Raw genomic sequence first — 25212 nt, 5'->3', positions numbered from 1 at the left:
ATCCATGAGCAAACAAGCTGACATTATTAGAGAACTAGAAGAACGTCAGAAAGAACTACAAGACCGTGTTAACGCTGCTGAGGCTATCTGCCAAGACTTACTGAGTCACTTGTATAACAGCGAAGTACAAGGTCGCATTAAGTTCGATGATTACCGCATTAAATACACACAAGAAGCTATTGAACGTCGAGAAGCTGAAGCCAAGGCGAAACAACTTCGAGACAACTTCAACACGGCTAAGACTGACTTCAGAGATATGGCTGAGGCTAACTTTTGGACTCTTGTGTTCCTGAACGACGAGAAGCGTCAAGAGAAACTAGACGACATCTGGAGCACTATCACGAGTGGCTTAGCGTTGCCTGAAGATGCTAAACGACCACAACACATTGTGCCTGAACTGACAGTAGACCAACTTATTAATCGTCGTGCTGAGTTACTTGATTCAATCAACAGAGCTAACGCTACTCAGTACAACGACACCATTGAGCACTGCAACCAGTCAAAGATTGACTTCACTATGAGTATGGAACGAGAGCGAGACAAGCAGATTGCAGAGTTAAACCGAAAAGATGGCCTGAGAGAGTCTGAACGACAACACCAAATCAGTGAGACACAAGCTTACTTTGACCGAGAGATTAAGAAGCACTTGCTTGAAATGAATCGTCAAATTCGTTCAGCAGAGGTAAGCCTGAAACGCCTTGAAACCCACAAGCTAGAACTAGTTAAGGTAGAACAAGCGCTAGCGCAACAGTTAACCCATTAATAGGAGGAATATACATATGAGTAAACAAACACAACGACTTATCTTTACAGACGGTGCAGCGCCTAACAACCAGAACGGATGTAAACACGGTGGCTTAGGCGTTGTCGTGTTGAATGACCAAGAGGAAGTCTTGGAGACCTACAAGGCACGAGTAGAGCCAGAGGAAGGTCAAACGACAACAACGAACAATCGCTGTGAAATGCTAGCAGTCATCAAGGCTCTCGAACTGGCAGCGCCTGAGGACATTATCCACACAGACAACGACATGATTGCTAAGGGCTACAACGAGTGGCTCAGAGGGTGGAAGCTGAAAGGCTGGAAGACAGCCAAGAAGAAGCCAGTAGCTAATCAAGACCTATGGCAACGTATTGACAAGCTGAAGCAAGAGAAGCCTACAGTTGTCGTTAAGTGGGTTCGAGGTCATAGCGGTGTTTACGGTAATGAACTTGCAGACGATTTAGCTAATGAAGCAATCAGGGCGCTAACAGAGAGAGTTATCTCTTAGTTCTTCAGCGCTCTTTTCTGGTGGAGAGCTTCTAAATAAGTCACTGTTAAAGATAAGATTGTACCTATGGACATTGCCACCAGCACATACGAACCACTCGTTTCTATCTCTAAACAAAATCGCTAGTTGGTAATAATGAACGTTGATATGAAATGGGACTGTTCCGTAGGTGCCATCTGTAAACCTTAAGGTGTTCTTTTCAAAACTATCAACATGCACGATATATGCTTCAAAATTCTTTTTTGAACTAGCTTCTTTCGACCTTATCTTTGATGCCTTTCTATGAGCTGCATACTCTTCGAGGTAGTCGGGATTAGTTAGCTCAACTACCGCATACATGTGATATTCCAGAAAATCCCCCCTAACAAACGAAGTCATTGGGAAGCACACGCCGTTAGTTTGATAGTCTGGCTGGAAGTTGCCAGAGCCAGGAGGAAATTCTGAAGACTGGCAGTTCTCTGAGTTCTCAGGAATATACGCTTCGAGCATGTCGGCATACGAGCCTGCAATTGCTCTATTGACACTCAAGAAGCTAAGCAAGAAGATTATTAGTAATTTCCGTATTTCCATGTTCGTCTCCATGAATATTTATTTTGAATTAAATGTATGTTCAATATCGGCTATCAAGTCCTCTGTGTCAAAGAATCTTCGGTTTATGATTAATTGACTATTCTGTAAATACTCGATTTGATGAATAATCCAATTGCGATAAGATACGGAAGTTTGCAAAAGTATATCAAAGCTAGGTACGAGTGTGCTCAAGGAATTGATATCAAAATGAGCTAAGAATTGGTCGCGTAAAAAACGAATTCTTTCGTGATAAGTGGCCCAGTCATCAAACTCAATATTGCAATCGTCAAGGATGTGCCTTAGTGAGAACGCTCGTTCCCCAAAATGAGGTTGAACTTTTGACCAATGTAAATCTTCATTACGGCTCCCAAAAACAATGCACCAATTAATGATAGATACCCTATAGAAGGCTGTCGATGTATGGCTGTAAAATAATGAGTGGTTTTCTTCAGATAGCTTTCTGGCGTAAATCAAATACCTTACAGATTCATCTATAATGATTTGTTGCATTCCTAGTTTTCTTAAAACTTCTTCGTCCATGCTCATAGTTTCTAACTCGGGTTCCCTAAAACGTTAGGTAATCAAGTTTTGAGCAATTTGTCACGTTCAAAGAAAGAGATATGAGAAAAATCTAAATTTTTTAGAGTTGAAATCTGGGTCACTTTAAGGGTCACTTTTTGGGTCTCTAAATTGAAATAACCCTATGATTATTGGTGTGTAGAGGTGTATTTATGGCACTGTCATGGGGTGTCAGGGGTCGGAGGTTCAAATCCTCTCACACCGACCAACTTCTCCTTTCTTCATGACGCTCTAAGCCTTTTCTGGTGAACTCTACAGTATTTCTTAAAGTCAATCTTCAAGACAATACACAGAGTTCACAACCATCTTGATATTAGCTAAATTTGCGAACTTTCACAATCTGGTTCACACATGTTAAGCCCATGAGTCAACATCATTGATAGCAGCATTTTCATTCGAAAGCTCCTCCAATTCCTTTTTCAGCTCACGCTTCATGTGGCGCTTAAAGTCGTTTAGTGTATTCAAATAACTATCTAAATAATCTAAATAATTACTACAGAGAAAATAATCCACGTTCTTTCGTTCAAGTGATTTTATATTTTTGTGAGCGCTGCTTGCCAATCAAGCGGGTATCTAGGAGTGAATTCAGTGAAGTTGTGTTCTTATAGCTTTTTTCATTGTTATGCGCTCTGCCTTTCGTTGCATATGTCGGTGACACCCTGAGTCGAGGATATAGGGCGTCAGATTGATGCGCTGTAAGTGAGCGAAAAGTTTACGTGCTGAGTTCAGTTGAAGTCATTTTCTGGTGATATGAGGGGCTGGGGGGGGAGATGGGCCTCCATCATTATCGATGTGCTCGCTCAGATTTCTGTAGCAAAATAGCGAGTTACTTATTTGAATTTTGTTTGCAACAAGGAAAGCTGGTAATCAATAGTAGTTAAGTCGAAGCTTCTCCTCATGCTCGACAATGATTGCATTTTGCAATTCATATAAGCTTGTTCAATGTGCTCTACATAAGTAGGAAAAAGTGAGTCTGCATGTTCAGAAGTGAAAGCAATGATGTCTAAATATCCGTTATCGGCTTTCGATTGAACGAAGTTTTTTGCATCTAGTAATTTTTGGTTGTCGCGTTGAGCTTTACGATGTTCTTTATCTGTATCGCCGTACTTCCGTGCAGCGTATAGCTGACTGATGCCTTCAGTCACTTCCTCTGCCTCATAAGCGAAGGCGTATATCGGTTGCCAGTTGTTAGCCAAGCTATATGCTTTCCTGAATGTTGGTGTCCATAGCCCTTGATGAGCAACCTTGTTTCTTATGGCTTTGCCGACGATATATCGGCATTGTTGGCTATGAGAGAGCTTGAAGCTTGGGACCTGCGGCAAAGCATCAATGACTTCCTTTATTGCACCAGCATTAATAAAATAACTTTGAAGCTCCTTAGCTGCCTTTATATACGAGTTACTTTTACTGCATTGAGGCTTTTTAATTCCCTTCACTTCATCAACCGCTTCCAACGATACCAGTATTCCTTGGAGTACACGGAAATAGGACATATATAATGTTTTCTGCTCATCAGTATCATAAGCCTGTATCTGCTCAAAATCGTCCACTTTCCCCCCGATAAATTTACAGTTGAGACTACTCAGTAGTTATCGCCCAACGACTGTCCCTTGATATCGAAATATCCTCTTGGCTTCAAATAACTTTTCAAGTTCTCGCGCGTTTACCTTGCTGTCTGTATAGGTAATCAACAGGTAACATTCAGCCTGTAAGAACTTGCGTCTACCTTCTTCTGTGGTCAGGCCGAAAGATGGTGCTATTGAGCTATCAAAGTACAGATGTTTGGCCAAGATAGAACGTGTTGAACGCACATCACTTGGTTGTATATCTGTACCTTCGTGTTTGAACCTCAAGTATTTCTGAGATGACTTAGCGTGTTGTCTGAGTCTCGCCCTTAGCTTTGACGCTATGCCAACCTTCAGCGGGGTACCGTCATCAGTGAATATTTGATACAACCCTGGTCTGTCGAGTAACTGGTCAACTTGGCTAAACGCACAGACCTCTATGTCATAGCCATAGTGAACTGAAAGTTTACCTCGTGGCGTTACCTTACCGCCCGTCAGTACCAAACCCTCAGCTGTTGTGTAGCCATTTTGTGCTGCTTGTTTCTTTATATCTGACGCCATGTCTACTCTTTCACTTCCTACTTTTTCAATAAATAGTATGGGTTACAAGTTTAATATGTAAAGGCTTACAGCGCGAAACTGCGCTTAAACCTGAGTCTAAGCCTACAGCTAACACTGCCTCATTCACTTAGCGCCGACAAACGCTTGGGTGATTGAATAGATCTATATGAATTACAAAGACACTGGGATTAAATTAGGTAGCATTGGTGTTTGGTCAAGATGAACGCTGCGGCTGGATTGAAGTTGTCCTAGCGGTGTTCCTGTGGTGAGCAGCGACACCCTATGGGGGTAGTTAAGGCTTCATCATTGTCGAATTGGCCACTCAGATTTTTGTAGTTAAACATTTTGATGTATCTTTAGTTTTTTAGTTGTTGAAGGAACTAACAGCATGGATAGAGATGAAAAGGCAAATGATCAGTGGATTGCGATGTTAGAAACAATCAAGTCTTCCAAGAAAGACGAAGTTATAAATTTTACCAAGGCAGGTATATCAACGATACCGTTTCCTTGTATGGGGGTGTTTGCTGAAATTTTCTCAACGGTGATTCCTAACCAACGTCTAGACAGGGTAGCGACATACCTAAAGTTTCTGTCCCATAAAGTCAGAGAGCATGAAGTTCGACTCATTAGAGAAAATGAGTATACAAGAGATTTAATCGAACAGTCGGTCCAAGCTGCAACTAAAGCGCTTTCAGACCAGCGCAATAAGTATCTTGCTAGCTTCACTTATTCGAGCTTGGATTGCGATGAAGATATATATTCGTTGAAAAAAAATATGCTCCAGATTCTTTCTGAATTGACAGATATGGAAGTTGAGATTCTCCACTACCTCATTGAAAAGAAGTGGTTGAACACTCAGCTCAAATATAGTCCAAAAAGTGTTACTGGGGGGGCTTACCAATCGATGTCTGAACCGGAGAAAGAACAATATCAAGATTCCAAACTGGGCTTTGAAAGCATGATTAGAAAGTTAGAGCGACATGGCTTGGTTAGCTTAGATAGAAATCGCTTGAAAGAGCAAATGTTAAAAAGTCAAAATGAAGTAATGGGTGGATTCCTTACGTCGATGGAGCAACACGAGTATAACGCGACGCCGCTAGCAAGAAGACTGCTTAATGATATAGGGCTCATTGATTAAATACGCATTTACAATAAGGTACGGTTTTTTGGTACATTTCAAATGTTATCTTCATAGAAAATATAAATAATATCAGTGTTTTGTGTTTTCATGGGCGTGTCGAGAGTTCGAAATAGCAAATGATCCAAAAAGTCTGTAAATTGTCGTAGCGAGCCAAAGTTTACCTTGCCTGTATACGTTAACTGTAGTTTATAGTTGCGTTGGCTTTTGCTCCTTAAATTATTTTCTACAGTTATTTTGAGCCGTTCGATTTTTTTGGAGCGCATGGAATACTGTAAAACGATGCTTTTTCTACACAGTTCAAGTTCCTCATAGGGAATGATAAGAAGCTCCCAATAACCTTTGACTTCCGATGAGAATCGGTCCACGAACTATTGAGGACTGATAAAACCAAACTGACATGTTTACTCACATCTTTGTCCTCGGGAGTTAAGTGGTATTCATCAATCGCTTTGCCGATCATAGAATTAACAGTGTCATCGCTCTTGATTTTTAAGTTTCTGAGTTTATTTATCCGCCCTTAAGTTAAGTAAGCTCTCTTTACTTGCTCATAATCCTTTCCAATCTTCTATAGGGATTGTATTTTACAATCAATTAAATCAGCAGTTTATTAGTCGCTTTTTATTCTTGGCTAGTCATGATTGTCTTTAGAAAGAGTGACAAAGAGAGGAGCTTCGCCACTTTTACTAGTCAGTCCATCAGAGAAACCACATCCATAACCCCTAGGTGTGTATACCGCTCCAACATCTCTGTTGAACGATGACCTGAAATTACTTTTAGCTGATTAACCGAAAGGCCTCTTTGGGCATATTTGGTGATAGCTGAATGCTTCATAGAGTGAAACGATAAGCCAGTTACTCCTATACGTTTAAAGGCTCGCCCAAAAGCTTTTGAGAGGCTCTCTGCTGTAACGTTGTAAAGCGTTTGATTACCTTTACATGCCCTCAAGTCTGTCTTTTAAAATCCGCGTGGTATTTGCGTTTAACGGAACGTAGCGTGAGTAGCCATTCTTGGCTTCAGGAACATAAAGTCTGTTTTGGTGAAACTCTATATGTTGCTTTTGTATCTTCACTATATCTCCTCTACGCATAGCAGTCTCGTAAGAGAGTTCAGCAGCTGATGCAACTAGTGGAGGTAAATCATCAAGCAGTAGCCTTAACTCTTTCTGTGTTACAACTCTGTCTCGTGGTTGGCATTCAGGAGGATATTTGAAGTCCTTGAAAGGAAAAGGCCAATCTAACTCGAAGTGTTTAATGCCAAACTTAACGATGCGAGACAGCATCTGTAAGTCTAATCTCGCGGTACTGCTCTTTACTTCTTTGAGTCTCTGACGCTTAAATGCTTCGATTTCTGCTAGGGTAGGAGGCGACTTAAAGTTTTTCTTCAAGCATCGCACACGGTAACGCACAGATTCGCCCATGTGCTCAAGGTATTTGTCGCAGACCTCGTGAAAAGACAATTCATTTGAGCCCATTAAGGCGAAACGTTCTGCTTCTTGTTGAGTTGGAAAAGTCTCAGAGATTCGCTTACCTTGCTCACGAATCTGTACGTTCCAGTTGCCTGATTTTAATTGACGGATAGTTGCCACTTCGTTCACTCCAAAATACTTAAAGGTTAATGGAAGTGAAATTCTTGAGGCCTTGCCAGTATTGACTTTCGGAGGTGCGTGTAGAGTTCGCAGCGTTATCGCGCAGGTGGGCATGGGGTGTCAGGGGTCGGAGGTTCAAATCCTCTCACACCGACCAACTTCTCTGCTCCCCGCTTACAGCGTGAGCCTCACCCTCTCGCTTTGAATTATTCAAAAAATCGCCTCTAATTTATCAATACATGGCACCAACTGATGTTAATTCGTCAGTAAAAACGCTCTCTATTCAAACGTAACCAAGCTAAAGCACCAACTCTTCCTCTTTTTTGTCGTCTTCATCTTCGTTTTCTTCTCGTAGCGAGAGAAATACACCAAACGTTAAAATGCCAACTCTACCCATAAACATCATTAGCATTATTACCAGCTTTCCTATGGCACTGAGTTCAGTAGTTAGGCCCATGGTGAGCCCTACTGTACCAATTGCTGAAAGTACTTCGAAGAGTATCCAGCTTAAGGGTGCTTCTTCTGTGATGAGTAAAATAGTTACAGCGATAAAGGATATGGCAAATGCTAATATAAAACTGCTGGCCGCTAGTTGTAGCTTATGTAGGGGAAGTCGCTTTCCGTCAAAGCTCACAAGCTCCCTTCTTTTAAGGGTACTTCTTACAATGGCGATGAGCGCCGCAAGGGTAGTCGATTTCAATCCTCCACCCGTGCCCGAGGGTGAAGCCCCAAATAGCATGAGAAAGAACATAACAAACACAGAAGCAATGTGCATGTTAGCCACGTTAAAGGTGTTAAAGCCCACTGTGGTACTTGCTGTCATGACTTGAAAAAATACGGTCATCCAACGCTCGAACGTGGGTAAGTGACTAAATGAATCGTCAGTAAAACCTACGATAAGGGTGCCGCCAAGCAGTAATGCAAAAGTAATCTTTAAAATTATGGTTGTTGAAAATTGCGGTGTGTTTTTGGGGTTTTTCACTACATCCCAAACATCCACCATTACAATGAAACCGATAGCGCCAAGCAGCGACAGCACTGAAATAATGATGTTAACAGTAAGGTGGCCTTGATAGCTCTGAAAGCTGGTTGTCATTAAGCTAAAACCCGCAGTACAAAAGGCACTTACGCTATGAAAAATGGCCGACCAAATAGGCGCCGCTTCTCCATTTTGAGTAAAAATAATTGCCAATAATACGGCACCAATGCATTCCACAATAAGCGTGAATAAAACCACTTTTTTCACAAAAGCACTGGGCTTAAAGTCTTTCGGAAATGCAAATTCTCGCTTGCTCATTTCAAGAGATTTTTTAAGCGAATCTTTCGACATTTTTGCTTTTAAGGCTACCAGAATAAATGAGCCAAAAGTCATATACCCAATGCCGCCAATTTGAATAATTAATAGGATGACAAACTGCCCAAAAAAGCGGTAATCCGCCCCTGGCTGAGCAGTGATTAAACCGGTTGTCGAAACTGCTGATGTGGCAATAAACAGAGTATCTAACCATTCAATCGGTGAGTTCTGCGCAATAGGGAGGCTCAGCAAACTAAATGCGATGATTAAAAAGAACACATAGCCATAGATCAACAGCGCGGTTGGCGATTTGGTTACTAGTAGATTTTTAATCGATGTCAGTTTTGTGTCCTCATTATTTTCGTGTATCGCTTTTGTGGTGAGTCAACCAATGGGATGTCACAGCAAAGCGAAAATACGCACGTTGAACAACGGCTGTTCATGCAATTTGCTGACGTTTATGTTGCAATTTTTAAGGGGCTCACGTTGAAAAGGATCAGACACCATCTAAGCTGCGAGGTGATCTTTTATGCTCTTCCCCCTCGTAGCTATGATGGTTTCAGATGCTTTCAGACGGTTTCGGATGTTTGTACTAGCGATTGATAAACGCTTCGCATTGGTAGCCATTTAACTATCCAAAACTATTCAAACAGTGACCATCCTGCAGTTGCTTCACGCAACGTGCAGGCGACCGTTAAGGGAATAAGCCGCTTTCTTTATTCCACATTTACTTCACACCACGGACATGATGAGCAGGGATTATGATTAAAAATATTAGTATTGCATTGGTGTTCGCCGCTCTATCAACCACTGGTTGTAGCGATAAAGATAACGCCTCATCACAAGCTCAACAAACTGCTTCTTCGCAGCAAAACGATGGAAATGCTAAGCAACCTGCAACGCCGGTGGGATACATTGAACTCACGCCGCAGCAAGTACCAGCATTAACCAAAATTCCTGGCAGAGTAGTTCCTTATCAAGTTGCTGAGGTGAGACCTCAAATAAGCGGTATTATACAATCTCGCTTGTTTACCGAGGGCGCGTTAGTCAAAGAGGGCGACCAGCTTTACCAGATTGAGCCCAATCGCTACCAAGCAGAGGTAGATTCTGCACAGGCAAATTTCAACAACACCCAAGCGAGAGTGAACAATGCCCAGTCCGTTGTTGAGCGTTACGATAGCTTGGCCGAATCTGACGTGTTAAGTCAGCAAGTTTTCGAAGATGCGCAAACGGAGCTAATGCAAGCAAAAGCTGCGGTAATGCAAAGCGAGGCGCAGCTGAAACGCGCAAAAATCAATTTAGCTTATACCAAGGTTTATGCACCAATTACCGGCTACATAAGTCCTTCAAGCGTAACTAAAGGCGCGCTTGTATCGCAGCAGCAAGAACAAACTCTCGTCACTATTCGTCAATTAGACCCTGTTTATGTCGATTTCTCTGTCTCTGCTAGCGATAGACAGTTAATAGGCCAACAAGTGCAGCAATCCAGTCAGCTAAACGATGCCGATCAAACTCAAACTGTAAGCTTGTTTTTAAATTCAGGAGAGCGTTATCCGTACATTGGCAATATAAAAGCCACAGATTTTGCAGTCGATAATCAAACGGGCACTATTCAAGTTCGCACCGAGTTTGCTAACCCTGAAACGGCTCTTTTACCTGGGCTATTTGTGCGTGGTGCAATTAATGACAGCACTGCAGACCCCGTTATTATTGTTCCGCAAAAAAGCGTAAAAATTGGGGCGAACGGTAAAAAGCATGTGTGGGTGATAGACGCCGACAACAACGCCCGTGAACGAGAGGTTACTACGGGTACGGCGTTTGAAAATAAATGGGTAATTAAAGAGGGCTTGACACAAGGAGAGCGGCTTATTGTGGAGGGCACCATGACATTAGCCGACGGGCAACGTGTTAAGCCGCAAAAAGTGACTCAGGAGGATGAACAAGAAGCCAAAAATAGCGCTAATGATCAGAATGCACAGTCGACAGGGAAGGCACAATAATTATGTTTTCTCGCTTTTTCATCAACCGCCCTATTTTTACCGCCGTGATCGCACTTCTTATTATGGGAAGCGGCGCTTTTTCAGTAATGAATCTTCCGCTTGAGCAGTACCCGAATATCGCGCCACCCAAAGTTTCTATTAGCGCAAGTTACCCCGGTGCGTCGGCAAAAACCATGGAGGTTACGGTTACTCAAGTTATTGAGAAGAGTCTCACGGGTATCGACAACTTGCGCTACATTCAGTCGCAAAGCTCTTCTGCCGGTACAGCGTCAATTACCTTAACCTTTGAGCCAGGTACCGACCCCGACATTGCGCAAGTACAAACCCAGAACAAAGTATCTCAAGCGCAATCTGCGCTACCGCCCATTGTGCAGCAGCTTGGCATTGCAGTAGAAAAGGCAGGCAGCAGTTATGCGCTGCTGGTCAGCTTTTTCTCAAAAAGTGGCGAGATGAACCGCAATGAGATTTCAGACTTTTTAGTGTCGAACCTTGAAGAGCCATTAAGTCGGGTTAACGGGGTGGGCCAAATACAAACTTTCGGCCCTGAAAACGCTATGCGCATATGGCTTAATCCTAACGCCATGAACAATTACAACATTACTGCACTCGATGTCACTAATGCCATTGAACAACAAAATGTGCAGTTAGCAACGGGGGAAATTGGCGGAGCTCCGTCGGTGGAAGGCCAGCAACTTAATGCCACTATTACTGCGCAGTCGCTGTTAACCACGCCTGAAGAATTTGAAGCTATTTTATTACGCTCAGATTTAAACGGCGCAAGTTTAACGTTGGGAGATGTTGCTCGTATTGAAGTTGGCGCAGAAAATTACAGAGTGTTAGGGCGATGGAACGGAAAGCCTGCCTCGGGTATTGCTATTGAGCTTGCGCCATCGGCTAATGCGCTTGCCACAATAGAAGCCTTGAAAGCGCGAATTGATGAATTTAAAAGTATCATTCCAGAAGATTTAGATATTGCTTATCCTGTCGATACGTCGCCTTTTATCCGCGCGTCTATTTTCAACGTGCTTGAAACCCTCGTGATTGCGGTGGTGTTAGTGGTGCTAGTGATTTACATCTTTTTGCAAACGCTAAGAGTCACCTTAATTCCGGCTGTTGCGATACCTGTTGTTTTGCTCGGTACATTTAGTTTTTTATTGCTGTTTGGTTACTCCATTAACGTACTTACTATGTTTGCCCTTGTCTTAGCTATTGGCATGTTAGTAGATGACGCAATAGTGGTTACCGAAAATGCCGAAAGAAAGCTTGAGGAAGATGAAAGCCTGTCGCCTAAAGAAGCGGTAAAAAATGCGATGGCAGAAATTTCTTCTGCTCTGGTGGGCACTACAGTAGTCATTTGGGCGGTATTTTTGCCCATGGCATTATTTAGCGGCTCGGTTGGCGTAATTTACAGGCAGTTCGCTATTACGATATCAGTTGCAATGGGGATATCACTGTTTATTGCCCTTACGTTATCGCCAGCACTTTGCACATTGTTGCTGCAATCTGGTGGAAAGAAACAAAGCGGGAAATTATTGCAATGGTTTAATACTGGTTTCGACAAGATCAAAAATCGTCACAATTCACTGTTAGAAAAATTGCTAAACAATAAAATAGTGTTACCTGCGGTGTTCATTGTACTAGTGACAGGAAGCATGTGGATCTTTGGACGAATTCCTACCTCGTTTCTACCTGAAGAAGATCAAGGCCGAATGTTTACCTTGGTGTCTGGGCCGCCTGGCTCAACGCTTCAGCAAACACGAGAAAAAATGGCCAAGCTTGAAGACTTTTATCTCAACGAAGCGGGTGATGCAGTAGAAGGGTTGTTTACTGCAGCTGGTTTTAGCTTTGCAGGGCAAGCGCAGAATGTGGGCATTGCGTTTGTACAAATGAAGGATTGGGAAAAGCGTGGCGAACAAAACAGCGTTTTCAACGTTAAGCAGCGTGCCGCAAAGGCGTTGGCACCGGTGAAAGACGCTATGATTATTCCCCTTGTACCACCGCCCGTGAGTGCGTTAGGTAATGCTAGTGGCTTTCAGCTGCAGCTGATTGACCGCGAAGGAGCGGGGCACGAGGCAATGAAGCAGGCGACTCAGCAATTATTAAAAGCTGCCAACGAAAGCCCATTGCTGTCCCAAGTTCGCTTTAATGGTCTTGCTGACAACCCTCAATACAGCTTAGATATAGATACGCCGAAGGCGCTGGCGCTAGGGGTACCAATATCAACTATAAATCAAACGTTAAGCGTTGCTCTAGGCGGTCGCTATGTGAATGATTTTGTTGATAGCGGTCGCATTAAGCGGGTTTACGTTCAGGCCGATAATGAATATCGAATGCTGCCTGCTGATATCGATAATTGGTATTTGCGTAACAGCAGCGATGGCATGGTACAGCTTAGTCAAATAGCAGAGGGTAAGTGGTCTTACGGCCCTTCTAAGTTAACGCGCTTCAATGGCGGGTCTGCAAGGGAAATACAGGGCTCGACGCCACCAGGAGTGAGTTCAGGCGAAGCGCTAAAAGAGTTAGAGCGAATTGCAGAATCACTCGATAATGGTTTTGAAATTGCGTGGACGGGGTTGTCTTACGAAGAAAAAGAAAGTGGTAGTCAAACGTTGCTGCTTTACAGCATTACCGTGGTGGTGGTGTTTATGATTTTAGCCGCTTTGTATGAGAGCTTGGTGATCCCCGTTGCTATTATATTGGTGGTGCCGTTAGGTATTTGCGGTGCAGTAATAGCAACGTGGTTAACCGGTCAATCAAACGATGTGTATTTTCAAGTAGGGCTGCTAATGACAATTGGTTTAGCGGCTAAAAATGCTATCTTGATTGTGGAGTTTGCACAGCGCAACTATAAACAAGGCATGGACGCTTACGACGCTGCCATTAACGCCGCAAGTCAGCGCTTCCGCCCTATTATAATGACATCGCTTACTTTTATTTTAGGCGTAATGCCCTTGGCATTTGCCTCTGGCCCGGGCTCAGGTGCACAAAACGCAATTAGCATAGGCGTACTTGGCGGGATTACCATGACCACAGTGTGCGTTGTGTTCTTTGCTCCCTTTTTGTTCGTGTGGGTACGTCGCATTGGGAAAAAGTCAGATGACAATACTGAAAAGGCCAGCTAGTACTTTATCGAACATGTAACGCACATTGGATTACAGGATTAGCTAACGCGCCTTCATTTAACATGAGGGCGCACACCATGGATTAAGGTTATGTTTGTATTATCATCAAAAGCCACGTTTTTAAATGGAACGGTGTTAAACAGCACGCTATTAAGTGAAGCGGGGATGCATTCAGCAGTACTGAATAAAGCGGAACACGATTCTGTTTTCTCATTGGTGCAAAGCACTGGTGGTGGAGGCGCTATTTCTAGCCTCTCTAATGCGCATTCGCTTTTAGCCCAGCTTTGGGAGAGCTTTGTGTATCGCTTGCCCGGTTTAGCCCTTGGCATTGTGGTAATGGCAGCCTTTATCTTTTTAGCCCCTCATGTTGCCAGACTACTTGTAAAACCAATGACGCGCACGACAACGTCGCCTTTACTGCGCTCTGTTATTCAACGAAGCATCAGCTTAGTGCTCATGCTACTTGGCATTTACCTCTTTTTGTTTTTGGCAGGCTTAACGGGCTTTGCCATCGCGGTAGTCAGTGGAACCGGTGTCGTAGGGCTTATTTTAGGTTTTGCGTTTAGGGACATTGCAGAAAACTTTATTTCAAGCCTGCTACTCACTATCCAGCGGCCTTTTCGCATAGGCGATATTGTTCAGATAAATGATTTTACGGGCATTATTCAAAAGGTGACGGCGCGTGCTACCACATTGGTCGATTTTGATGGTAATCACATTCAAATACCTAACGCGACAATGTATAAAGGCGTGATAAAGAACTTAACGGCTAACCCGCTAATGCGAGGACACTTTGTTATTGGAGTAGGATACGACGCTGACATACAGCGAGCACAACAAATAGCGCAGAGTGTTATTGGCGAACAGCAAAACGTGCTGACCGATCCAGAGCCTCAAACGCTTATCGATACGCTAGGTGCCTCTAGCTACAATGTGAAAGTGTATTTTTGGGTAGACGTAGAACAAACCAGCGTGCTTAAGATGTCGTCAGTGCTTATGCGCAACATCACCACGGCTTTCTTAGATGCCAATATTAGTATGCCTGACGACGCAAGAGAACGGATATTCCCACAGGGCCTTAGGGTTGAAACGGCGTCAAACCAAGGTGAGGTTGGTGGATATGGAAAAGTCAGTGAAAGTAATGAGAGTAATGAGGACAGAACGGGTGAGCCATCACGCTTTAGCTATTGTCAACCCAACCAAGTTAAACATAACAATGATGTGGACGAGAAAACCCATTTTTCAGGTGATGATGTGGCGTCTGAAGCACATGAAATTAGAGAACAAGCGCGTAACTCAAGAGATCCGGAAGGTGGCGAGAATATTCTCTAAAAGTCTTGTGCTTGAAAACAGACTGCCAATGTAGATAATACCGTTGCAGTGAAAAGGGTATTTAAAGGATTAAGATGAAATTGAATGGACGATTGAGTAAATGGAATGACCAAAGAGGTTTTGGTTTTATTACAAAAGAAAATGATGGCGAAGAGGTTTTTGTTCATATATCCGCGTTTCCCCACAGCACAAATAGGCCAGTAATTGGTGAAGAGTTGTCGTTCGACATCGATATAAGTCGAGATGGTAAACGAAAGGCTGTCAATTTAAAACGTTCACCTAGCTTCTCATCGACATCATCCAAACAAAATTACGCTACCAAGAAGTCGTCGCTTTCAGTTTTGAATGTCTTAGTCGTAGGTACGCTAGTTTTGTTAGGCTTCTTGTTTTATCCAAGCATTGTGCAGCAATTTGAAACGAAAGCTTACAACGACTCGTCCTTTCAGGACAAAGTGATTTTACCCCGCACAGACGTTCAATCGCGCCAATTTAAGTGCGATGGCCGTCAACACTGTAGCCAAATGAACTCTCGAGCTGAGGCCGTGTTTTTCATCAGAAACTGCCCTAATACCAAAATGGACGGAGACAACGATGGAAAGCCTTGTGAGAATGACTCAAGGTTTTAAGTAGCTGTCTCTATCTGTTTTCCAACCGGTTAAAGTCTAAATACCCAAACTCAGTAGGGTAGGTGGCTTTAAAGTAGTTGTGCATGTTATCGGCATAGTCCCAGAATTTGGGGTTTGTGCGTCTCACGCCATAGGTGTCTAGCAACGCTGCATAATCCGGTTCTGACCCCATTTTATTGATGCGGGTGGCGAGGTCTTGTAGTTCTGATATTTCGACTTGCAAAAACGCATTTGGGTGAGAGGTCATAAATCCACTGGCTATTGTGACGGTGTCTTCTTCGGGTAAACGCCTGTCTTCCTCATTAAACAAATGGGAAATATTGGTGTGGGCGCTGTGCCTTAGCATGGTGTAAAAGTGCTGTTCATCGTTTGATTTGTCATAAACACGCACTATGGTTGACTCAGGAAGCAGTGAAATGTTTTTGCCCTTAAGCGAGTTTATCGTGTTAAAGCTAGCGATAGCCTCTTTTCCTTTAAACCCGTTATTTAGGTAATGTCGCTCGCTGATTGTGCCTGTGAATTTACGCTTAATATTGTCGAGTAATTCTTGATAAGGGTTATCGGTTTTGTACTCAATATTAGTTTCTAACTTTGATGTATTGCCTTTATACACAAATTCTTCAACTTCACTCACCGAGCCGCGATACCATTTGCTTCTAATTTTGTCTCTGGTTTTACTGGGTAGTAACGCTAAAAAGTTGAATTCGCCTTCCATACGCAAAAAGTCCATATACATTCTACTGTTGAGCTGGTGGCCTACGTTGCCGTACACGTCGTAACCCGCTACGAGCAAGTAGTGAATGCGCTCAAAGAGTGGGTAAGTTAATACCCACGCTGTTTGTGGTGTGTCTCCAACAAGCCCTTTAACCACGCTTGCGGCATCTTTATGCCTAAAGATAGTTAATGCCATATTTTCATTCTCGCCATCACCGTTCCACAGTAAATCAAGATCGATGCTTAACTTGTCTTTTATTTGGGTATTGATGAATTCAGATTTCGCGTTTAAATATTCACGCTCCATCGCGGCATAGTTCATCCATGCCGTGGGTAGAGCATTGCTTTGCTCTTCAGCAGGCAGTTCAATATTTTGAAGTGCTTGTTGTATAAATTCGCCGTTATTTTGAACCAAATCTAAATCTGGCTCAGAAAAAACAACCCAAAAATGGTCGTTTATCACGTTTAGCGCCATTTGTCCGCGACACACTGGGCCTTTAATAAATTGCATGATGGTGTTTTGCGCCTCATCAAGCATATAGTTGTATCGCGCGTTTATGGGTAATTGGGCAAAGGTAATAAAGGGATTAGAGGCCTCTTCAGGCTTATACGACGGCATTGAGGTAACCTCGTAATCGTCGTTTAAAAACCAGTCTTCGTATTTATCCATGCGACCGCTGGTAAGTAATACTGGCATGTGCGACTTGTGCACTCGCGTTTGTTTTAGCGGCACTATTCTGTAATACACCCGCTCTACGCCTGGGTTGTCGAAAGGCCGACGGGTATGAATACTTTGTATAGGTTGTCCAGGGGCAGTTGAGGAGCGAACTAGCTTGAAAAACTGTTGAGGTTGCTGCTCGTCAAAGTGTAAGTGCACAAGAAATAGATGCTCAAATAAATAACGGCTCATTAATTGAGACTTTAGACTATCGCCGTTTAAAAAGTCTTCCCACGCCATAATCTGCTGCGCATTCTCTTCGGTAATAACAACGTCGTCACTACCTTTGCCGCCTTGAGCTATCCAGTTGAGAATGAGCGCGTTTTCTTGTTTGTCTAATGCTGGCAGCGCATAGGGCATTCCCCATAAAGGGTAATCTTCTTTGAAGTCATCGATATCGTCGATGGTAGGGCATTGATATGCTCTGTTGATATCCAGCGGATAATCTTCTTTATTGAGTAGCGCAAGTGTTTCGCTGGCTGTTTTTACTGGCGTATCTTGTTTTAATTGCAGTAAGTGGGCAATAACGCTAGATGATAAGTTTTCATTTGCCGCGGTTTGGTAATCTGCGGATGACAAGCCATTTGTGCTTGTTTGGGGCGTATCAGAATTAACTGCAAAAAATGCTTTGTCTCGCCATTGGGCCAGCGTATGGCCGTCTTCGAATAGCCGAGTTAAGTTAGCCTCTATGAGTCTTTCACCATCGTAAACCCGCTCTTTGCTCGCGCCTCGTTCAATACCGGAATAAGAGCCCATTTTAAGTTGGCAAGGGGCGTCATAACACGCATGGCAAACCACACAGCGCTTGGCTAACACAGGCTTTACGTCGTCGTGATAATTAACCACTTCACTTGTAAGCGGCACTGATGCAGGTAGCGACTTAGCTTTTATGGGCGTTTGGAAAAAATGATAGATGCCTGACCCAACTAGCAGCACAACGATACACCAAATGGAGGTTGTCCATTTATTCATGCAAAGACTCTCTTTTGAATTATCTTGTTTAGACTGTACTGTTTAACCGTACTTTTTAGCTGTACTTTCTGACAGGCGGCAATTGCCTGAATATTGCGTCGAGATAACATCAAGATAACCTTATCGCGAGTGCGAACAGCCTTAAGGTTACAACTATACAGTAGCCAGAGGGCAGGTGGTAGAAAAGAGGAGAAATGTGCGCGTGCAAGCGCAAGAAGGGTTCCATTTCTCCCATATCTTTAACATCTTCTCCTTATTTCAGCTAGGCAGGAGGTAAATCAAACCAAAGCGCCTCAATAGGACTGGTTGCTGTTATGTGAACTTGCTCATTTGCGCCAATAGCAAAGGCGTCTCCGTTACTGAAAACCTGATTATCGAACGCCTCTGTGCTTGTGTTATTAACAGTAGCGTTTTTGGTATCTGCGGCTTCGGTGTCAGCGCTTAAAGTAGCAAGGCTTAAAGTACCAGAGCTTTTGATATCAGGGCTATTTACTTCAACGTTGCCACTGATAATGTGCAAATAGCCCGTTCGATTTGCGGTGTTTAAGCTATAGCTCTCTCCCTCATCTAACATTAACCTAAAGATACTGGCATCTTGATTTATTGATAGAGAGCCATCGTTGCCTTGGGGGGTAACTAAAGGCGTAAGCGCGCCTTTTTGTGGCACTGCACTTTGTTCATAGCTTGGTTCAATTCCTTTTTTGTCCGGTAAGATCCAAATTTGTAGAAATTTTACTTTTTCACTTTTTGATGCATTGAACTCTGAGTGTGTAACGCCTCGCCCTGCGCTCATGCGCTGAATATCGCCTGCTGGCACGATATATTTATTGCCGCTACTGTCTTCATATTTAAGCGCGCCCTCAACAACATAAGACACTATTTCCATGTCTCGGTGCCCATGAGTGCCAAACCCGTGTCCCGGCATGACTTCATCTTCATTGATCACCCGTAGCGCCGAAATCCCCATATGCTGTGCATCGTAGTAGTGTCCAAATGAAAAACTATGCTTGCTTTTTAACCAGCCTAAGTTCACGTCGCCTCGTTCGCCTGCGTTTCTAATATACATCATTTGAATGTCCTCACGTTATTTCAATATCGGTACTGTAGTCCTAACGATGCATTTAGAAAATGGCTTTAAAAAGGTTGTTTTATTCTTTTTATTAGAATGTATTGCGGATCGGGGTTTAACGGACGTTACTCTTTCTTATGTTCCTATGGGTTCTTCTTGTTGTGTGATGTAGTACTTACTCAGTAACAATATAGTGAATATGGCGTTTTTTCTTTTTATTCGTTTTATTGGAATGAATGGTGCGTTTTTAACATATTTATTTTCTTGCACTTTCATTCAATACTTCGACATAGCATTTGTGATGTTTCACTAAGGCAACACCCCTTAATATTGAAGGAGAAAAACGAATGAACACTGTTTTATTATTGAAATCGTCACTAAATGGTGACCAAGGAAATTCGTCTATCTTAGCGAATGCGCTAGTAGAAAAGTTTAAATCCCAATCTGAAGGCAGTAGCCATGCAGATGTTGGTTTAACGGTGATAGAAAGAGATCTTGCTGCTGATGCTCTACCTCATTTAACGCAAGCTGAAATGGCTTCATGGGCTCGAGAGGGCGAAGATGAACTCGCTAACTTATCAGATACGTTAATTAACGAGCTAAAAAGCAGCGATACTGTTGTTATTGCTATGCCTATGTACAATTTTGGCGTGCCCTCTACGTTTAAAGCATGGATCGATCGCATAGCGCGAGCTGGCGTTACCTTTCAGTACACTGAAAACGGCCCGGTCGGATTGTTAGAAAACAAGAAGATAGTAGTAGTTGCCGCGCGAGGCGGTATTTATGAAGGCACACAAAAAGACACCCAATCGCAGTATCTAAAAGATTTCTTCGGACTGATTGGCCTTACTGACATCTCCTTTATCTATGCTGAAGGCCTAGCTATGCCAGACGGCGAAGCGCGAATGAAAGCAGCTAAACAAGCCGTAAATGCGTTTAGTGTATAGATAGTAATTTCAGGGCTAAAGCAGGTAGGCGAATGTTCACTAGGTCATTCGTTTACTTGCATTTTTGGTCAACCTCATCGTCAAATTAATTTGCCATTATCAATTTTCTGAGAATATACTTTCGTCTAAGTTAAGTGGTTTTATGCCAAGTTATGGTTTAACAGAGTATGGTCTTAGATGATGCACATGGAAGTTATTCACTGTCTTTGCAGGGCGACACGGTATATTGCGATTATGCCGATGGATTTAACTTAAGTGGCGTTCGAAAACTCACCCTCGACATTCTTTCATTAACCGCCTCGTTAAATGCCTGGGTGCTGTTTCAGCGTCCCACAGAAACGGCGGGCATTACTCATGATGCGATCGGCGAAATGATGGCGGGATATGTTGCTTTTCAGCAGGCCGGTTGCAAAGCGGTGGGTATTGTCGAAAACAGTATATTTGTTCACGCAGGCTCCCCGCATCGGCCGTCAAATCTCACCATGCCGTTTATGATTGATAAAGACGAGGCAAAAATTCAACACTGGCTTTTGCAAATACGCTTATCACCCCGCTAAATGGCTATTTTGTGTTAAACCTTCTTTTTCGCCTTTTTGTCGTTTATAGCAGTCCTAAATTTTTAAAACGCCGTATTCTATGTCGTAGAAAAACTGATGTAGTGCGCGTGCTGCGCGGAGTGAAAATATGGTTAACACCGATAATAACAACAATAATCAACAAACGATCTATAACAAAAAAGCGCCGTGGGTTGCTCATGTGGTCGTATCTATCGTTATTCTCATCATTGCTGTGCTAATAGTGAAAGCGATGTTTTCAAGCAAGCCAGAGGCAAAAAAATGGGGAGGAAGTCAATCTGCCCCCACCGTTGCCGTTGATGTAATGGATCTCAGTATAGACAACTACAAGGTATGGATTGAGTCTTACGGTACAGCGCAACCACTCACACAAACCGAGCTTGTAGCCGATGTTTCTGGTCGCGTGATATCGGTTGCTCCAAATATTCGAGCCGGGGCGTCGTTTAAAAAGGGTGATGTTCTTGTTCGATTAGAAGACAGAGACTTTCGCATTGAAGTGGATATTGCAAAATCTGCGGTTGCAGAGGCCAATGTAAGCTACCTTCAAGAATTGGCAGAAGCCGATTTTTCTGCGCAACAATGGAACAAGCAGCCCAAGGGGGAGGCAGCTAAGCTTTTGGCATTGCGCAAGCCTCAGGTTGCTGCTGCCCAAGCGGCCCTTCGGGCGGCCGAAGCAAGATTAATGGGCGCCCAGTTAAATCTCGAACGAACTGTTATCAAAGCGCCATTCGATGGCATGGTGCTGAGTCAGTCAGTCGATGTTGGGCAAGTGGTTACTCCATCACAGACCATCGCGTCTATCTACAGTACAGACGTAGTTGAAGTGAGGTTACCTATTAAAACTGCGGAATTGGAGTATTTTGCATTAAGTGAAAACGGTTCGGGCAGTGCTCAAAACCCTCGCGTAAGACTATATGGTGACTTGGGTACCAAAACCTATCAATGGGAAGGCGAAATTGTGAGAAGTGAAGGCGCTTTCGATCCCACCACCCGTATGTTATTTCTCGTTGCGCAAGTTGAAGCGCCTTTTCAAGCAACTCAACAACGGCCAGCTCTTCGGGTTGGGCAATTTTTAAGTGCTCGGATCGAAGGACAAATGCTTGATGATGTATTTGTTATTCCCCGCCAAGCCGTATCTCAAAACAATATGGTGAGTGTAGTGGATGAGGGAGTCTTGAGAAAAAGGCCCATTACTCCATTATGGACTGACGACAAAAATGTCATTGTTTCCGCTACAAACCCGCAGGTCACTGTTAATACGAGCAATGTGTTAACACCCAACGATCAGTTAATTCTTACGCCAACTGCCAACATTCCCGATGGTACAAAGGTGAAGTCGCTAGCAGATAGCTTGCCAGAGACATCTTCTGCTAAAAAATCGCTTCAGGCAAAGACTGCTGACAGTGTAAAAAGCGCTGAACAAGAGTAGGAGTTGCCAACATGATTGCATGGTTTGCTAAAAATGATGTGGCGGCAAATATCTTACTTGCCGTAATTTTTATTTCAGGGCTCTATGTTGTATCAAACCATATCCCTGTTGATTTGTTTCCCGAATTTGAACAGCGCAGCGTGCAGGTCACTATGTCTTTGCCTGGTGCATCGCCTCAGGAAGTAGAGGAAGGGATCACAATTCGTATTGAAGAGGCTATTCAAGACTTAGAGGGCATACGTGAACTTAGCTCATCAAGCAGTGAGGGCAGTGCATCCGTTACTATTGAAGTTGAAGAAGGGTATAACGTTAGGGAAATGCTTGATGATGTAAAAATAAAAGTCGACGCCATCAATAATTTTCCAATTGATGCTGAGAACTTGCTTATTCAGGTACCCCAATGGCGACGAGACGCGATTGGGGTAGTGCTGTATGGCGATTACGATCCGATAACACTGCGCCGATTAGCAGATACAGTACGCGATGAATTGGCGGCCAATAAAGGTATTTCTCAAGTTGAAGTGGGGGGAACGCTACCTTTTGAGATTTCAATTGAAATTCAAGAATTGGTGCTCAGAAAGTACGACTTAACGTTAGAGCAGGTTGCTAACGTTATTCGTCAAAACGCAACTGATGTATCTGCGGGTAACCTCAAAACCGAAGGCGGTGATATTTTTATCCGCAGTAGAGGCCAAGCCTATAACGCTGATGAATATGCCAATATTCCTATAGTCACCACGCAAGACGGTACAATGATTAAACTAGGTGACCTAGCTAATATTGTGGATGCCTTTGAAGAAACGCCGCTTAAAACACGGTTTAACGGTATGCCCGCGGTGGAAGTAGAGGTGTTTCGCACCGGTGATGAAAGTATTATTGAAGTTACCCAAGCGGTAAAAGATTACGTATTAGCAAAACAATCGCAAATGCCTGAGGGGTTAAGTTTAGATTTTTGGCGAGACAGAAGCGAGCCGATAAAAGCCCGTCTCGCGACGTTATCGACTAGTGCATGGCAGGGAGCGTTGTTGGTTATTACCCTACTTGCACTATTTTTACGCCCATCGGTGGCGTTTTGGGTGTGTTTAGGCATTCCAATGAGTTTCATGGGGGCATTCTTACTGATGCCTGTTTTTGATGTAACTCTAAACTTAATGAGTCTTTTTGCCTTTATTTTGGTGCTGGGCATCGTGGTGGACGATGCCATTGTTACCGGTGAAAATGTGTATGCTCATTTAGAACGTGGCGAAAACCCTCTTGATGCGGCCATTAAAGGCACGCAAGAAGTAGCGGTACCGGTTACGTTTGGTATTTTGACTACAGCGGCGGCTTTCTTGCCACTCGCTTTTCAAACAGGCAGGGGAAGTTGGTATGCGGCTATTCCGTTTGTCATCATTCCTGTATTGCTGTTTTCATTAATTGAATCGAAATTTATTTTGCCCGCTCACTTAAAGCATGTGAAACCCCGTGGCGATAAACCAGCCTCAAAGCTGTCAGAAATTCAGAAGAAGGTGGCTCGGTCTTTGGAGGTGCTCATTGAACGGGCATATCAACCCGTATTAGCGCGCGCAATGAAGTGGCGTTATGCATCATGGATGCTCATGTTGTCAACGTTAGTCGTTATCATTGGCTCCATAGCCAGTGGACAGACCAAGTTCGTTTTCTTTCCAAGAGTGCAAAGTGAGGTGGCAACGGCTACTTTAGTTATGCCCGCGGGCACGGCATTTGAAAGTACAGACCGCATTGTAAAATCTATGACTGGTCACGCCCAAGCGCTTCGCGATGAGTATCTTGATGAAGATACTGGCGAGTCAGTCATTCGAAATATTTACTCGGTGAGCGGAGGAAGAAATTCCACCACAGGCAGAGTGCAAATTGATTTAGTGCCACCTGAAAAACGCACGGTAGACGTGTCTACACGAGAAGTGGTTAACGAATGGCGCAAACGTGTTGGCCAAATTGCCGGCGCTGAACAGCTTAACTATCGCGCTGAGATTGGCGGATGGGGCGGCTCACCTGTAGATGTTGAGCTTAAAGGCCGAGACACTAATGCACTTAACGAGCTTGGTGAAAAGCTGAAAGCAAAAATGGCGGAATATGCGGCTGTTTTCGATATCGAAGACTCGTTGTCAGATGGCAAAGAGGAGCTTCAGCTTGAATTAAAACCCGAAGCTCGACTGCTAGGGTTAGACCTCAACACGGTGGCAAGGCAAGTTAGGCAAGCGGTGTTTGGGTTTGAAATTCAGCGCATTCAGCGCGGCCGGGAAGAGGTACGCGTGATGGTACGTTACCCACTTCAAGCCAGGCAGTCTATTGAAACGCTAGAACAAATGATGATCCGCATTGGGCCAAACCAAGAGGTGCCGCTGTGGCAAGTAGCCGATGTAATCCCTGGTTTCAGTCCCGACAGCATTTTGCGGGTAGATAGGCAGAGAACCCTATCGGTTACCGCAGATTTTGATAAAACGAACGGTGACTTAACGCTGGTGCAATCAGAGCTAAACGATTGGCTATCTGAGCAGCTAGGTCAATACCCTGGTGTTAGTTTTGAAATGGCGGGTGAAGCGCGAGATCAAGAAGAGTCGTCTCAAGGGCTAATTGTAGGGGGAGCGGGTCTGGCAATACTGATTTATATTTTGTTAGCTATTCCGTTTAAGTCGTACTCTCAGCCGATAATTGTCATGTCTGTTATTCCTTTTGGCCTTGTTGGTGCTGTTATTGGTCACTGGATCATGGGCATGGATTTAACGCTGCTTAGTTTTATGGGCATGCTCGCGCTGTCGGGGGTGGTGGTCAACGACTCATTAGTGTTAGTAGATTACATAAATCAAAAGCGCATCGAAGGTGTTCCCCTTAAAAAAGCGGTTTACGACGCGGGTGGTCGACGCTTCAGGCCCGTATTACTCACATCGCTTACGACTTTCGCGGGCCTAATGCCGCTGTTGTTTGAAAAGTCTACCCAAGCCCAATTCCTCATTCCCATGGCAGTGAGTCTCGGTTTCGGTATTTTATTCGCTACCCTCATCACTTTATTCATTGTGCCGCTTAACTATCTCATCCTTGAGGATATCAAGGGATATTTTAGGCGCTACGCAAGTGATATGAAGGTATTAATGAGCAAAAAGTCTTCATCATAAATAACTCTGTC

General features: G+C 43.6%; 20 protein-coding genes and 1 tRNA gene. 12 read left to right on the top strand and 9 right to left on the bottom strand.

What is annotated here, in order from left to right:
• The first annotated feature begins 4 nt into the window (after positions 1-4).
• On the top strand, positions 5-763 hold the full coding sequence (locus ACOJR9_RS11910; protein ID WP_420933184.1) for a hypothetical protein: 759 nt from the start codon (positions 5-7) through the stop codon (positions 761-763).
• A 16-nt stretch (positions 764-779) separates the two neighbouring features.
• On the top strand, positions 780-1268 hold the full coding sequence (locus ACOJR9_RS11905) for a ribonuclease H family protein (protein WP_420933183.1): 489 nt from the start codon (positions 780-782) through the stop codon (positions 1266-1268).
• Here the strand turns inward: ACOJR9_RS11905 and ACOJR9_RS11900 are convergent.
• Positions 1245-1838, bottom strand: coding sequence for a hypothetical protein (locus ACOJR9_RS11900; RefSeq protein WP_420933182.1), 594 nt, complete (start codon positions 1836-1838; stop codon positions 1245-1247). The genes ACOJR9_RS11905 and ACOJR9_RS11900 overlap by 24 nt on opposite strands.
• A gap of 18 nt (positions 1839-1856) precedes the next feature.
• Positions 1857-2378, bottom strand: coding sequence for a hypothetical protein (locus tag ACOJR9_RS11895; protein ID WP_420933181.1), 522 nt, complete (start codon positions 2376-2378; stop codon positions 1857-1859).
• Positions 2379-2549: 171 nt separating this feature from the next.
• Between ACOJR9_RS11895 and ACOJR9_RS11890 the strand changes: the two genes are divergently transcribed.
• Positions 2550-2625, top strand: a tRNA-Pro gene (locus tag ACOJR9_RS11890).
• Positions 2626-3247: 622 nt separating this feature from the next.
• Here the strand turns inward: ACOJR9_RS11890 and ACOJR9_RS11885 are convergent.
• Positions 3248-3967, bottom strand: coding sequence for a hypothetical protein (locus ACOJR9_RS11885; protein WP_420933180.1), 720 nt, complete (start codon positions 3965-3967; stop codon positions 3248-3250).
• 39 nt (positions 3968-4006) lie between these two features.
• A complete protein-coding gene (locus ACOJR9_RS11880) occupies positions 4007-4543 on the bottom strand; it encodes a hypothetical protein (protein WP_420933179.1) in 537 nt (178 codons plus the stop codon).
• 388 nt (positions 4544-4931) lie between these two features.
• Here ACOJR9_RS11880 and ACOJR9_RS11875 point away from each other — a divergent pair, with 388 nt between their 5' ends.
• Positions 4932-5681: a hypothetical protein gene (locus ACOJR9_RS11875; RefSeq protein WP_420933178.1), complete on the top strand. Its 750-nt coding sequence runs from the start codon at positions 4932-4934 to the stop codon at positions 5679-5681.
• Positions 5682-6371: 690 nt separating this feature from the next.
• On the opposite strand, the gene ACOJR9_RS11870 is transcribed toward ACOJR9_RS11875, so the two are convergent.
• The 3 genes from ACOJR9_RS11870 to ACOJR9_RS11860 all read right to left on the bottom strand — a co-directional run bounded on the left by ACOJR9_RS11870 (position 6372) and on the right by ACOJR9_RS11860 (position 8842).
• On the bottom strand, positions 6372-6629 hold the full coding sequence (locus ACOJR9_RS11870; protein WP_420933177.1) for a tyrosine-type recombinase/integrase: 258 nt from the start codon (positions 6627-6629) through the stop codon (positions 6372-6374).
• The gene (locus ACOJR9_RS11865) at positions 6616-7269 is read right to left on the bottom strand and encodes a tyrosine-type recombinase/integrase (RefSeq protein ID WP_420933176.1); all 654 of its coding nucleotides are present in this window, start codon (positions 7267-7269) and stop codon (positions 6616-6618) included. The genes ACOJR9_RS11870 and ACOJR9_RS11865 overlap by 14 nt, the downstream gene beginning before the upstream one ends.
• 298 nt (positions 7270-7567) lie before the next feature.
• Entirely contained in the window at positions 7568-8842 is a 1275-nt protein-coding gene (locus tag ACOJR9_RS11860; protein WP_420933175.1) for a TrkH family potassium uptake protein, read from the bottom strand.
• A gap of 482 nt (positions 8843-9324) precedes the next feature.
• Between ACOJR9_RS11860 and ACOJR9_RS11855 the strand changes: the two genes are divergently transcribed.
• From ACOJR9_RS11855 to ACOJR9_RS11840, 4 genes are all read left to right on the top strand, one after another.
• A complete protein-coding gene (locus tag ACOJR9_RS11855; protein WP_420933174.1) occupies positions 9325-10563 on the top strand; it encodes an efflux RND transporter periplasmic adaptor subunit in 1239 nt (412 codons plus the stop codon).
• A 2-nt stretch (positions 10564-10565) separates the two neighbouring features.
• Positions 10566-13685, top strand: coding sequence for an efflux RND transporter permease subunit (locus ACOJR9_RS11850; protein WP_420933173.1), 3120 nt, complete (start codon positions 10566-10568; stop codon positions 13683-13685).
• 165 nt (positions 13686-13850) lie between these two features.
• A complete protein-coding gene (locus ACOJR9_RS11845) occupies positions 13851-15017 on the top strand; it encodes a mechanosensitive ion channel family protein (protein ID WP_420936118.1) in 1167 nt (388 codons plus the stop codon).
• Positions 15018-15091: 74 nt separating this feature from the next.
• Positions 15092-15643 carry a cold shock domain-containing protein gene (locus ACOJR9_RS11840; RefSeq protein WP_420933172.1) on the top strand — a complete coding sequence of 184 codons (552 nt, stop codon included), beginning with the start codon at positions 15092-15094 and terminating at the stop codon, positions 15641-15643.
• Positions 15644-15653: 10 nt separating this feature from the next.
• Here the strand turns inward: ACOJR9_RS11840 and ACOJR9_RS11835 are convergent, their stop codons facing one another.
• Both ACOJR9_RS11835 and ACOJR9_RS11830 read right to left on the bottom strand, forming a co-directional pair.
• Complete coding sequence (locus ACOJR9_RS11835; protein ID WP_420933171.1) at positions 15654-18047, bottom strand: fatty acid cis/trans isomerase; 2394 nt, start codon at positions 18045-18047, stop codon at positions 15654-15656.
• Between the two features lie 262 nt (positions 18048-18309).
• A complete protein-coding gene (locus tag ACOJR9_RS11830) occupies positions 18310-19116 on the bottom strand; it encodes a pirin family protein (protein WP_420933170.1) in 807 nt (268 codons plus the stop codon).
• 347 nt (positions 19117-19463) lie between these two features.
• Between ACOJR9_RS11830 and ACOJR9_RS11825 the strand changes: the two genes are divergently transcribed.
• The 4 genes from ACOJR9_RS11825 to ACOJR9_RS11810 all read left to right on the top strand — a co-directional run bounded on the left by ACOJR9_RS11825 (position 19464) and on the right by ACOJR9_RS11810 (position 25201).
• Entirely contained in the window at positions 19464-20063 is a 600-nt protein-coding gene (locus tag ACOJR9_RS11825) for an FMN-dependent NADH-azoreductase (protein WP_420933169.1), read from the top strand.
• A gap of 167 nt (positions 20064-20230) precedes the next feature.
• On the top strand, positions 20231-20620 hold the full coding sequence (locus ACOJR9_RS11820) for a hypothetical protein (RefSeq protein ID WP_420933168.1): 390 nt from the start codon (positions 20231-20233) through the stop codon (positions 20618-20620).
• A gap of 127 nt (positions 20621-20747) precedes the next feature.
• Complete coding sequence (locus tag ACOJR9_RS11815) at positions 20748-22067, top strand: efflux RND transporter periplasmic adaptor subunit (protein WP_420933167.1); 1320 nt, start codon at positions 20748-20750, stop codon at positions 22065-22067.
• Between the two features lie 11 nt (positions 22068-22078).
• The gene (locus ACOJR9_RS11810) at positions 22079-25201 is read left to right on the top strand and encodes an efflux RND transporter permease subunit (RefSeq protein WP_420933166.1); all 3123 of its coding nucleotides are present in this window, start codon (positions 22079-22081) and stop codon (positions 25199-25201) included.
• Positions 25202-25212 lie beyond the last annotated feature (11 nt).

The organism is Alteromonas ulvae (assembly GCF_048987005.1).
Classification (GTDB): domain Bacteria; phylum Pseudomonadota; class Gammaproteobacteria; order Enterobacterales; family Alteromonadaceae; genus Alteromonas.
Note: the sequence above shows the minus strand (reverse complement) of the source record. Positions and strands in the feature narration are given on the sequence as shown.